Origin of the sequence: Luteibacter sp. UNC138MFCol5.1 (assembly GCF_900110505.1) — a bacterium.
Taxonomy (GTDB): domain Bacteria; phylum Pseudomonadota; class Gammaproteobacteria; order Xanthomonadales; family Rhodanobacteraceae; genus Luteibacter.
In genome coordinates this window covers 441,779-454,501 of record NZ_FODZ01000002.1, presented here as the reverse complement: position 1 = coordinate 454,501, position 12,723 = coordinate 441,779, and the positions used below count along the sequence as shown (strand labels likewise).

The 12,723-nt window shown below is 68.1% G+C and carries 6 protein-coding genes and 1 pseudogene; 2 read left to right on the top strand and 5 right to left on the bottom strand.

Annotation, left to right across the window (positions count from 1 at the left end):
- Positions 1–13 precede the first annotated feature (13 nt).
- The 4 genes and pseudogenes from BMY69_RS06395 to BMY69_RS06380 form a co-directional block, all read right to left on the bottom strand.
- Positions 14–205: pseudogene (locus tag BMY69_RS06395) on the bottom strand (cold-shock protein); the annotation flags it as partial.
- An 83-nt stretch (positions 206–288) separates the two neighbouring features.
- Positions 289–486 (bottom strand): cold-shock protein, encoded by a 198-nt coding sequence (locus BMY69_RS06390; protein WP_090176160.1) that lies wholly within the window; start codon positions 484–486, stop codon positions 289–291.
- A gap of 159 nt (positions 487–645) precedes the next feature.
- Complete coding sequence (locus tag BMY69_RS06385) at positions 646–1,749, bottom strand: Glu/Leu/Phe/Val dehydrogenase dimerization domain-containing protein (protein ID WP_090052436.1); 1,104 nt, start codon at positions 1,747–1,749, stop codon at positions 646–648.
- A 184-nt stretch (positions 1,750–1,933) separates the two neighbouring features.
- Positions 1,934–2,278, bottom strand: coding sequence for a YXWGXW repeat-containing protein (locus BMY69_RS06380; protein ID WP_090052438.1), 345 nt, complete (start codon positions 2,276–2,278; stop codon positions 1,934–1,936).
- Positions 2,279–2,465: 187 nt separating this feature from the next.
- Here BMY69_RS06380 and BMY69_RS06375 point away from each other — a divergent pair, with 187 nt between their 5' ends.
- Together BMY69_RS06375 and BMY69_RS06370 are read left to right on the top strand one after the other, a co-directional pair.
- Positions 2,466–3,344, top strand: coding sequence for an alpha/beta hydrolase (locus tag BMY69_RS06375; RefSeq protein WP_090176157.1), 879 nt, complete (start codon positions 2,466–2,468; stop codon positions 3,342–3,344).
- A 90-nt stretch (positions 3,345–3,434) separates the two neighbouring features.
- Positions 3,435–6,887: a methylmalonyl-CoA mutase family protein gene (locus BMY69_RS06370; protein ID WP_090176154.1), complete on the top strand. Its 3,453-nt coding sequence runs from the start codon at positions 3,435–3,437 to the stop codon at positions 6,885–6,887.
- Positions 6,888–7,011: 124 nt separating this feature from the next.
- Here the strand turns inward: BMY69_RS06370 and BMY69_RS06365 are convergent, their stop codons facing one another.
- Positions 7,012–12,456 (bottom strand): autotransporter outer membrane beta-barrel domain-containing protein, encoded by a 5,445-nt coding sequence (locus BMY69_RS06365; RefSeq protein ID WP_090176152.1) that lies wholly within the window; start codon positions 12,454–12,456, stop codon positions 7,012–7,014.
- Positions 12,457–12,723: the final 267 nt, after the last annotated feature.

The window sequence follows — 12,723 nt, the reverse complement described above, 5'->3', positions numbered from 1 at the left end:
CACGCCCGCACAGTCTCACGTTGACGGCTTGCGGGCCTTTGGGGCCATGGTCGAGGTCGAACTCGACTTCCTCGTGCTCATTCAGCGACTTGAATCCCGATGCCTGGATGGCGCTGTAATGGACGAAGACGTCGTTCTCTCCATCGTCGGGCGCTATGAACCCATACCCCTTTCCCGCATTGAACCACTTCACCTTGCCTTTCATCGTTCAGCTCCACTCCCTGGTCGTTTAGCGATGGCTCCATGCCATCTTGGTGTTATGTGACTGGCCTGCCGTGCCGCTATCGTTCAGATCAGTCGAATATTGCTGGCTCTGGGCCCTTGCGTGCTGTCGACGATTTCGAACTCCACACGTTGACCTTCGGCCAGATCTTTGGACGAACCAACAATCGCGGTGTGATGCGCGAACACGTCGGCTCCGCCACCGTCGGGAGAGATGAAGCCGAATCCCTTTTCAGGGTTGAAGAACTTTACTTTGCCGATCATGGCGCTCGCCCTCGTCGTGGGTTCGTATCCGGTGCCCACCGTACGCTTGGACGGTTCGCTCCGCGATCTCCCATCGGGTGTAGGAGCGGAAGCCCGTTTCAGGCAAGAAAAAGGCCGCCGGCTTTCGCGGGCGGCCTTTTCGGTGCGACGAAGCGACGCTTACTGACCGCGCATGCGGCCCTGGAAACGCGGCGCGCCGTTGCCCATGTGGGGCAGGCGGATCTTGCCGATCGCGTTGATGCGCTCTTCGGCCATGCGATCCGCGGCCTTGTAGGTCGGGATGTTGTCGCGCGAGGAGATCTCGAAGATGCGGCCGACGTTGTAGTAGATCGTGCGCATCATGCGCATGGCGCGCTCGCGGTTGTAGCCGTCGATTTCCAGCGACACGTTCATCACGCCGCCGGCGTTCACCGCGTAGTCCGGCGCGTAGAGCACGCCGCGACGGGCCAGCTCGTCGCCGATGGCGTCGGTGGCGAGCTGGTTGTTGGCCGCGCCGCAGATGATCTTCGCCTTGATGCGGTCGATCGTCTGCTCGTTGACCGTGCCGCCGAGGGCGCAGGGGCTGTAGACGTCGGCGTCGACGTCGTAGATCTCGTCGAGACCGACGGCCTCGCAGCCGAGTTCGTCGACGCAACGCTGCACCGCGTCCTTGTTGATGTCGGTGACGAACACCTTGGCGCCCTGCTCGCGGAGCAGCTTGATGAATTCGCTGCCGACGTGGCCGCAGCCCTGCACGGCATAGCTGTACTTGCCCACGTCCTCGTTACCGTGCTTCGCCTGCAGCGCGGCCATCAGGCCCTGCAGGGTGCCGAACGCGGTGAACGGCGACGGGTCGCCGGAGCCACCGTGCACCTGGTGCACGCCCGTGACGTATTCGGTCTCTCGGTAGACGTATTCCATGTCGTTGACGTCGATGCCGACGTCCTCGGCCGTGATGTAACGGCCGTTGAGCGAGTTGACGAAGCGGCCGAAGGCGCGGAACAGCGCTTCGGACTTGTCCTTGGAGGGATCGCCGATGATCACGGCCTTGCCGCCGCCGAGGTTGAGGCCGGCGACCGCGTTCTTGTACGTCATGCCGCGCGACAGGCGCAGGACGTCGTTCACGGCATCCTGCTCGCTCTTGTACGGCCACATGCGCAGGCCGCCCAGGGACGGGCCAAGCACGGTGTTGTGGATCGCGATGATGGCCTTCAGGCCCGCGTCCTTGTTATGGCAGAAGACGACTTCTTCGTGGCCCGTGTTGGCGATGGTTTCGAAAATCATCGAACGAAAACTCCAGTTACAAGCGGCAGCAGCACCGCCCTCGAGGTGAAAACCGGCATGGACCCGGTGGGACGTGACGGTCCAAAAAAATCGCCCCGACCTTGGCAGGAGGGGGCGATATGTCGTGTCAGCTGCCTAGTTTAAACCGTTGCGGGCGTCCGTGTGGGTGCGCCGCAGCACGGGCTCAGCGGTGACGCCAGTACGGGTCGCGGTGCCAGGTCTCGCGCTCGATGCGCCAGCCGCGGCCGTAGGGGCGCCAGACGGGCGGACGGTACACGTAGCCCGGACGCGCCGCGTACCAATGGCCGCCGACCCAGACGTAGCGACCACCGGCCCAGTTCCAGTAGCCGGGTGCCCAGACGTAGCCGGCTCGCGGCCCCGGGACGCGTTCGAAGCGCGGCGGCGGCGGGCGCGTGCCGACGGTGACGGAGACGTATTCCCGCGCGGCCGCGGGCGGGGTGTAGCTCGCGGCGCCGACGGCCAGGCCGAGGGCGGCGACGGCGGCGAGGGTGCGGGTCAGGGAGGCCATGGAATATCTCCTTCGCTCGTAAGCCCGCGACGCGCGGGTTCTCGCGAGGGAGAACGCCGGCCGGTGCACCGGGTTGACCGCGGGCCATCGGGAATGTTCAGCTTCGTGAAAGCCTGGCGCAGGGGAACCCGAGGCACGCTTCCGCGCTCCAAGCCGCACGACTTCCGTATCCACTACCGGTTCCCGCATGAAGCCACCCCGCCGATTCGGTGTACGCTCCGTCGCGACCCTGCTCGGTATCCGCGTCGCCTACCGGTTCGGCAGCCGGTTCGCGCCCGCCAGGACGATCGGCCACGCCGCACGTGTCTTCCATACGCCGCTGCCGAGCAGCCGCGAACGCGCGGCGCATGCGCTCGCGACCATGACGGCGCGCCGCGAGACGGTGCAGGTCGACGGCGAAGCGGTCGCCACGTACGTCTGGGGCGATCCGTCGACGCAGCCGTACGTGTTGCTCGCGCACGGGTGGTCGAGCATGGGACTGCGCTGGGAGAGCTGGGCCCCGCAGCTTCTTGCGAAAGGCTGGGCCGCCGTGGCGTTCGACCAGCCGGCGCATGGCCACAGCGGCGGCGGGCTCTGCACGTTGCCGGACTTCGTCCGCACCGTCGCCGCGATCGGACGGCATTACGGCGATGCCGAGGGCGTGGTCGCGCATTCGCTCGGCGGTGCCGCGGTGACCCTGGCGCTGGACGACGGGTGGACGGCGAAACGCGTGGTGCTCATCGCTCCGGCGGCGGACCCGCAGGCGGCGACGCGACGGTTCGCCCGGTTCGTCCGTCTGAGCGAACACCTTCGTGGTTCATTGCACGACGCGCTGGCGGAACGCACCGGCATCGCCATCGACACGTTGCATATCCGGCACCACGCGCCAGCCCGCAGGCAGCCGGTGCTGGTCCTGCACGACATCTTCGACCGGGACGTGCCGGTGGAGGAGGGCGAGCAGTACGCGGAGCACTGGCCCGGCGCCACGCTGCTGAAGACCCGCCACCTCGGCCATCGCCGCATCGTCGACGACGAAGCCGTCATGGCCGCGGCGCTGTCGTTCCTGAGCGGCACGGAGTTCCGCTAACGCACGTTGCGGCGCAGCAAGGGGTCCGGGCACCCCGGCAGTAGAATCGACCGGTTCCCATCCCCGTCGTCGGTCGTACCCGGAGTTTCCATGAGCTCGCAGCCCAAGCACATTCCCGCCAGCCACACCGACGCGGAGACGACGCCGCTGCGCTTCGTCACGGCGGCGAGCCTGTTCGACGGCCACGACGCGGCCATCAACATCATGCGCCGGATCATCCAGAGCCAGGGCGCCGAGGTGATCCACCTCGGGCACAACCGCTCGGTGGAGGACGTCGTGCGCGCGGCCCTGCAGGAAGACGCGGACGCCATCGCGCTGTCCTCGTACCAGGGCGGCCACGTCGAATACTTCAAGTACATGGTCGACATGCTGCGCGAGCGCGGCGCGGGACACCTACGCGTGTTCGGCGGCGGCGGCGGCACGATCACGCCCGAGGAGATCAAGGAGCTCCAGGCGTACGGCGTCGAGCGCATCTACCATCCGAACGACGGCATGAAGCTTGGCCTCACCGAGATGATCGAGGACGTCATGGCGCGCACGCGCGCCGCCGTGAAAGAGCGCGGCACCGCCGTGCGGGCGACGGCCTCCGTCGACGACGAGATCTCGATCGGCGCCATGCTTTCGGCGATCGAGGAAGACCAGCTCTCCGCGGACGACCTCGCTCGACTGCGCAAGGCGTGGAAGCTCGCCGGCGGCAAGACGCCGGTGCTCGGCCTCACCGGCACCGGCGGCGCGGGCAAGTCGTCGGTCGTCGACGAGCTGCTGCTGCGCTTCCTGCATGCGTTCCCGCGGATGCGCATCGCCGTGCTGGCGGTCGACCCGACGCGCCGTCGCAGTGGTGGCGCCCTGCTGGGCGATCGCATCCGCATGAACTCGCTGCGCAGCCCGCGCGTCTACATGCGTTCCATGGCGACGCGCCGGCAGCACGCGGCGACCTCCGTCGTGTTGCACGACTGCATCGATTTCCTCAAGGCGCAGGCGTACGACCTCGTGATCGTCGAGACCGCCGGCATCGGCCAGAGCGATTCGGAGATCGTCGATCTCGTCGACTTCCCCGTCTACGTGATGACCAGCGAATACGGCGCCGCCAGCCAGCTCGAGAAGATCGACATGCTCGATTTCGCCGAGCTGGTGGTGCTGAACAAGTTCGACAAGCGTGGCGCGGAAGACGCCCTGCGCGACGTGCGCAAGCAGTGGAAGCGCAACCGGACGGCGTTCCAGCTCGCCGACGACGCGGTGCCGGTGTACCCGAGCATCGCCAGCCAGTTCAACGACCCGGGCGTCACCTGGATGTTCGCGAACCTGTGCCGCCTTATGCGCGAAAAGCTCGCGCTGCCCGCGGCGGAGTGGACGCCCGACGTCGACACGAGCCTCCGCGAGCCGCGCGCCACGGTGCTCATCCCCGGTAGTCGCGTGCGTTATCTCGCCGAGATCGCGGAGCAGGGGCGTGGCGTCAACGCAGGCATCGCGAAGCAGGCGGAAGCGGCGAGCAAGGCCCAGCACTATTACGAGTCGCTCCGGGACATCGGCGACGAAGACCTCCCGCGCGCGTTCGACCTCTACGACCACGAGCTCCTGGCCATCCACGGCGACCGCTCGCTCGCCGTGCTCCGCCAGCGCTACAACTCGGCCGTGCGCGAGCTATCGAGCGAGGCGATCCACCTGCTGCGCGAGTGGCCGGCGCGATTCCAGTCGGTGACGGCGGAATTCAACGAGTACCAGGTGCGCGACAAGGTGATCCGCGTCGAGAACTACCGCGAATCGCTGAGTCACCAGAAGATTCCGAAGGTATCGCCGCCGAAGACGAAGGACTGGGGCGAACTGCTGTCGTTCCTCATGCGCGAGAACCTGCCGGGTCACTATCCCTACACCGGCGGCGTCTTTCCGTATCGCCGCGCCGGCGAGGATCCCACCCGCATGTTCGCGGGCGAGGGCACGCCGGAGCGCACCAATCGCCGCTTCCATTACCTGTCGCTCGGCGGCGGCGCCGCGCGCCTGTCGACGGCCTTCGACTCGGTCACGCTCTACGGCGAGGATCCGGCGCCGCGCCCGGACATCTACGGCAAGATCGGCAACTCCGGCGTCTCGATCGCCACGCTCGACGACATGAAGAAGCTCTATTCGGGCTTCGACCTCTCGGCCCCGTCGACGTCGGTCTCGATGACGATCAACGGCCCGGCACCGATCATCCTGGCCATGTTCATGAACACGGCGATCGACCAGAACGTCGAGAAGTACCTCAACGAGGAACCCTCGCGCTGGGAGGCCGCGAACGCGCGCATCGCCGAGCTCTACCCCGACGGCGACCGTCCGCGCTACAACGGCGAACTGCCGCAGGGCAACGACGGCCTGGGGCTCGGCCTGCTCGGCGTCTCGGGCGAAGAGGTCGTCGACGCCGAGACGTACGCGAGGATCAAGGCATACACGCTGGCCATCGTGCGTGGCACGGTGCAGGCGGACATCCTGAAGGAAGACCAGGCGCAGAACACGTGCATCTTCAGCACCGAGTTCGCGCTGCGCATGATGGGCGACATCCAGCAGTACTTCGTCGACCACAAGGTGCGCAACTTCTATTCGGTGTCGATCTCGGGTTATCACATCGCCGAAGCGGGCGCGAATCCGATCAGCCAGCTCGCCTTCACGCTGTCGAACGGCTTCACGATCGTCGAGTACTACCTCGCGCGCGGCATGAAGATCGACGACTTCGCGCCGAACCTGTCGTTCTTCTTCTCCAACGGCATGGATCCGGAGTACACCGTGATCGGCCGCGTGGCCCGGCGCATCTGGGCCCGTGCGATGCGCGAGCGCTACGGCGCCAGCGCGCGCAGCCAGATGCTGAAGTACCACATCCAGACCTCCGGCCGTTCGCTGCACGCGCAGGAGATCCAGTTCAACGACATCCGCACCACGCTGCAGGCCCTCTACGCGCTGTTCGACAACTGCAACAGCCTGCACACGAACGCGTACGACGAGGCGATCACCACGCCGACCGAGGAGAGCGTGCGTCGCGCCGTGGCGATCCAGCTCATCATCAACCGCGAGCTGGGCCTGAACTTCAACGAGAATCCCTGGCAGGGAAGCTACGTGGTCGACGAGCTCACCGACCTCGTGGAAGAAGCGGTCTACAAGGAGTTCGAGGCGATCAGCGAGCGCGGTGGCGTGCTCGGCGCGATGGACACGATGTACCAGCGCGGCAAGATCCAGGAAGAGTCGATGTACTACGAGCACAAGAAGCACGACGGCTCGCTGCCGCTCATCGGCGTCAACACGTTCCTGCCGAAGGACCACGGCGGCGAGATCGCCACCGAGATCGAGCTGATCCGCTCGACGCCGGAAGAGAAGGGCCAGCAGATCGAGAACGTGCAGCGCTACGGCCGCGCCCGCAACGGCCTCGCGCCCGACAGCCTGAAGGTCCTGCAGGCCACCGCCCGCGAACGCCGCAACGTCTTCGAGCAGCTGATGGAAGCCGTGCAGCACAACTCGCTCGGCCAGATCAGCCACGCGCTCTACGACGTGGGTGGCGAGTATCGTCGCAACATGTGACCGTGCCGCCCCCTGTGGGAAGCGCGCTCGCGCGCGAATGGGTGCTCGCCACAAGGTCGCCCGCCGCCGCGGGATCGCCGATACGATCGGCTCCCACGGCAGCGGGTGGTTCACAGGTCCTGCTCTAGAAATCCCAGCGCGCGCCCAGGTTGAATCCCCAGCCTCGTGCGCCCGCATCACCCAGCCGCTTCTGCCAGTCGGCTTCTCCGTAGAGCGATAGTCGGTTCGTGAACGCATACGTTCCGCCGAGGCCCACCTCGACCATGCGGCCGAAGGAGCCACCCGTGAAGCGTTGCGACAGATCGTAGCCTTCGGCGCCGACCTCGACGGATGCGCGGCCGCCCCAGCCCCTGACGTAGTTGACCCGGGCGTAAGGCGTGGCCTTGGCGCCACTTTCCGTGGTCCAGTCCCGGTCGACGCGCATGCCCGCTCGCCCGATGGTCTGGGCATAGGGCCGGAAGTGCGTCGTCGAGCCGTCGACGTCCGTCTGGTCGCGCAGGGCGATGTGCTGGCGCGTCAGCTGCAGCTGCGGCTCGATCTGCCAGCCCTTGCCGAGCTGGAAGGGGTAGCCGGTTTCGACGGATGCGCTCCAGCCGGAGCCGCGGATGCGCGCGGTGTCCTTCGATCTGGCGGTATCGACGTCGCCGGCGTGGCGATCGCCCTGGGCGATGGCGTCGATGTAGAAGCCGTCGGCGTGCTGCCAGGTGACGAACATCGCGATGGAGTTGGTATCGAACGTCGCATGGCTGTACCCGTCGGCGGCTCTGGGGGCCACGCGTGTCGTGCCGTGCGTGTAGGCGACACCGGTGCGCAGGACCGAGCGGTCGGCATCGAGCGCGAAGATGTTGATGCCGAGCTGTACCGCATGGGTGTCGATGTCGGCGTCGTAGCCGTATTGGCTGAACGAGCGGTCGGTGGTGTAGTTGTAGTTGCCGCCGATGTAGCGGACGAAGGGTTCGCCGCCGAGGCCTTCGCCCATGTCGGCCATGTCGCGCGTTTCGCCGAGGCGCCGATGGAGGTTGTCCAGGCTGCGGTAACCGGAAAGCGCGAGTGCCGACGGCGAGGCGATGTACGACGGCAGCTGCGGCACGACGGCGGGCCGCACGTTGCCTGCCGCGATGGGCGTGGTTCCGCCGGCGGAGGCGGCCTGCGGTGCGCCATAGGCCTGTCCGGGCGCCGGCGTCGGCGCCGGTGTGTCGGCGGTGGGCGTGGGGCAGGGGCCGTCGCAGACGAGGACGTTCGCGAGCCGGTAATCCCAGTACGCGTTGCCGGCGCCGCCGACGACGCGCTGCGACGCGTCGCTGCTGCCGGGCTGGAACGCGTACAGGCCGTACTGCCACGGGCCCGCGGCGACATAGCCGCCGTCGAGGCGGAACGCGCCACCGGAAGACGCGCCGGCCACCTGCACGACGGAGATGCCTTCGTCGCGGCCGACGAAGCCGTTCCTGTTGCGGTCCGTCAGGGCGCCGGTACTGGCGATGGATGGCGTCACGTGCAGCACGGTCTCGCCTGCGGCATCGCCGTTCACCAGCAGGCGATCCGTGTGCTGCGCCGCCAGCGGCCCACCGGCGTCGAGCGTGCTCGCCAGATTCAGGTGCCCGGCGTCGCCGCTATAGTCGCCATCGATCATCAGGCGGTTGCCCGGCGAGCCCGCACCGTTCGTGAGATCGATCGTTCCCGCGTTGATCACACGCGCGCTGCCGTCCGCGGAACCGGCGACGACCGGGTGCACGCCGTCGCCGCCGAAAACGGTGGAGGCGGGGCCGATGAGGAGGTCGCCGCCGGCGAGGCGCAGGTTGTCGGTGAGCGTGAACTTGGCACCGTTGGTCACCGCGACCGTGCTCCAGCCGCTCACCAGGTTGACGCCCTTGGCGAGGTCGTCGGTGCCGAACGAGCCGCCACGCACGGTCGTGCCATCGAACGTGAGGGCGTTGCCGCCGCCCGATCCCGCGACGAGGTGATAGGTGGTCGACGTGTCGACGTCGCCCAGCGTCGCGCGGTTGCTCGATCCATCGCCCATCGTCAGCCCACCGTCGAGCGCACCGCCGGTCCAGGTGAAGGTGTCGCTGCCCGCGCCTGTCGCGATGTCGCCACGGACCAGCCCGCCCTCGAGGGTGACCGCGTCGTTCCCGGCGCTTGCGCGTATCGCCTGCGCCCGGGGCGAGGCGCCCGCGATCGTGCCGCGGTTGACGAACGACGTGCCGCTACCGTTGGCGAGGTCCACGACGGGCGCCGATGCCGATGCCGAAGTCAGCATGCCCGACTGAAGCACCGACGCGGCCGTGCCGGCCACCAGTGCGGAACCGCCGGCGGCCGAGGCGATGTCGACGTTCGCCGCGGTCGCGACGCTGCCCGTGGTCAGGGCCTGGATACCGGTCGCGCCCGCCCCGTTCCCGTGGATCGTGAAGCCGCTGCCGACGGCGAGGTCGCCGCGCGTCGCGCCTCCATCCGCCGATCGGAACGCGTATCCGGTGCCAGCCCCGTCCACCTCGAACGTGGCCGTCGAAGCCGCATCGATGGGCGTCGCCGTGCGCAGGGCGGCACCGTCTCGTACCCGCAGCGTGGCGTCGGTCAACGTGATCGCGCCGGTCCCGGCCGCGTTCTCGATGGCGTTGCCGGAGCCGTTCGTGACGATCGTCGTGCCGCGCACGTCGAGGGACGAGGCGCCTGTACCGAGCAGGACGCCGTGCGCGCGACCGCCAGCCGTGATCGCCGACTGGCCGGCGCCGAGCATCAGGCCGGCACCGTCCACGAGGTGGACGCCCGCGATACCGTCGTCGACGGCGATCGTGCCGGCCGGGTTCAGTCGCTGCGTGCCGGTGCCTTCGACGCGCACACCCGTGCCGTTGGCGACATGGATCGTGCCGTTGTTCGCGAACGTGCCACCGGTGCGCAGGAGGGCACCGGTCCCATCCGGTCCGCCGAGATCGACGCCGCCGCCGTTGATACCACGTCCCTGGTCCTCGACGACGAAGCCGGTCGCGCGCGCGCCGGAAAACGCGACGACACCGGTACTGGTGAGGCTCGCACCGTTCCGGGCGACGTAACCGACGACGTCGCTCGCCGACGACGTGAGGTTCGCCTGGCTCGTCAGTGACGTGCTCGCCAACGGCGCCCCCGTCGCATCGCCGGTGAGGCTGTGCTTCTGCCCATCGGCGACACCGGCGATGGCGCCGCTTGCGGTGAGCGTGACGCGCGTCGAGGCGTCCATCGCCGCCATGGAGCCGCCTTCCGCGACCACGCCCCGCGCACCGTTGCCGGACACGGTGATGTCGGCACCGCGCGTGTCGACGAGCGAACCGGTGCCGCTGCCGAGGATGCCGATGGATTCGCTGCCGGACGCCGTGATCGCGAGTCCGCTTGCGTCGAAGTCCGCGCCGCCATCGAGGCGGAACAGCGTCGACTGCGCGGTGGACACGTCGAGCGCATTGCCACCCGCGACGTTGATTCGCGCGTCGTTACCGAACGCGTAGAAACCGATCTGCCGGGAACCGGAGGCGAACCGCGGGGCGGCGCCCGTCGCGACGTCGACGGTCGCCCGCCCGCGTGCGTGGATCCCGATCGCGCCGTCGCCCAGCAGGTTCACGGCGCCGCGGACGTTGGCGCGGGCGGTCGCGCTGCCCTGGCCTTCGGCCCACACGCCATAGTTGCGGGTGCCGCTCGCGGGATCGGCACCGCCTGCCACGTCGATGATGCCGGTGTTGGTGACCAGCGACTCCGTTGCGCTCGTGGAGAGCGACTTCAGGCCCGTGCCGTTCACGCCGTTGAGGCGGATCCTGCCGCTGTTGACGACGTTGCCCGCGGCACCGGCGTTCTGCGCGAGGATGCCGACGTTCTCCCGCGGTACGGCCGCGGCCCGGCCGTTCACATCGATCGTCCCCGAACTGTCGACGTTGGCACCGGCCGCCGTCACGTAGATGCCCGCGGCGTTCTGCGTGAGGGAGCCGAGGGTGATCGTGCCGCGGTTGCGCACGGACGCGGCGTACGGAACATAGATGCCCGTCGTCATCGTGCCCTGGTTGACGGCGATGTCGGCCGCCGGCGACCCGGTCGATGTCTGCGGTCCCCGCCCGACGTAGATCGTCCCGGTGGCGGCGTTGGTGAACGCCGACGACGAATCGCCGAGCGCCACGCCGTCCATCGAACCGTTCGACCGGGAACCGGTGACGCCGACGTTCAGCACGCCGGCATTCGTCGCGCGCGCGTTGGTGCCGACGCGGATGCCGATGGATTTGCCGGCACCGTTCGCCGAGCCCGTCGCGAGATTGATGACGCCGCCGCTCGCGTTGGCGAAACGGCTGCCTGATTGAAGATCCACGACGGTGGAACCGACCGCGCCGTTGGTGATGGTGTTGTTGGCGTTGCGGAAGAAATTCCCGTTGATGACGCCGTTGTTGCTGCCTGTGGTACCGGCGCCCGTGAGTACCAGCGCCGAGCCGTCGCCGGTATTGTGCGTGGCGGCCAGCGTGCCGTTGTTCACCACGCGCGCACCTGCCTCGCCTCGGACCGCGCCGCCGTTGCTGTTGACGGCTTCGAGCGTCGCGCCCGACGCGATGTCGCCGACCGCCGAGGGACCGACGAGATGCATCACCACGCGGTTACCGATCGCCTGGGCGACCTCGTCCGTCGGCCGGTCCGCGCTGATGGCGTAGCCGATCTGTTCGCTGGTGCTGGTGTAGCCCTGGGCGAAAAGCGCGCCGTAGCGCGCGGGATCCAGGTTGCCCGTTCGCAGGTTGGCGATGAGGAAGTCGTTGTAGTCGCGCAGTTCCGCAGCGTTGGTGACGGTGTGCGACGAGGTCGTTCCATCGGAGGTGGTCACGTCGAACGTGCCGCCGTACTGGGCGACGTAGCTGACGTAGAGGTTGCGCGGCAGCGTGGGGTCGGCGACCTCGCCGGTGAACGTGATGCGGTTGCGCGACGTCCAGTCGATGGCACTCGTCGCGGTGCCGCTGCCGTCGGCGTAGAAGAGCGAGCTTTGCTTGGCCGCCATCGTCCAGCCATTGGTCGCCGAATCGGTGGGGACACCGCCGCTGCCTATGTTCACCTTCAGCGTTCCACCCGCGCGCGTGACCGTGCCGACGCGGACGTCGAGGTACTGCTGGCCATTGACGTTGACGACGTCCGGTACCGTGGTGCCGCCGTCCACGGCATTCAGGCCGACGAGGTTGGCCGTGTCGTAGGCCGATACGACGCGACGACCGCCCGTGATCGGATCGGGCACGCTCACGCCGACGTTGCGTGTGCCGGGATTCAGGCGTGGCGCACCGATCCACTGTGAGCCGGAGAGGATGCGGCCGCGTTCCTGCAGCGATGCGATGGTCGTGTTGCGCGTACCGGTGTCGCCGGCGGCGAAGCGCTGCGGTCCGGTCAGAGTGAGCGTGGCGCCCGGATCGACGACGGCCGCGCCGGACTGGTTGTCGTTGATCGACGGATCGTAGGCGCCGAGCGTCACCGTCTGCGCGTCGGCGCGATGGGTTCCGGAGGAGAGCGCCGCGGCGACGGCGAGGAAGAGGGTGGCGCGTCGACGCCTGCCGCTGGAGACGCGGCATGGTGCGATGGGAAAGCTCATCGTGTTCGTTTGTCCGGTCGGGCACCGAATGCGGGTGCCATGAGGCACGGCCGGTGATCCCTTTCCCGATGCCGCGAACACAGGGGCCCACCGCAACGTGCCCTTCCCGGGGCGCCATGCTTAGCGATGACCCCACCAACGCGTCAGCGCAAAGTCAGGCCGGTCGCGAATCGGTATAAAGGGCGATTCATGAACCCGACGTGCAGAATCTTGCCGAATACGTGCAATGTTTTTCGACATCCCGGGCGCATCCATTGCGGCGCACCG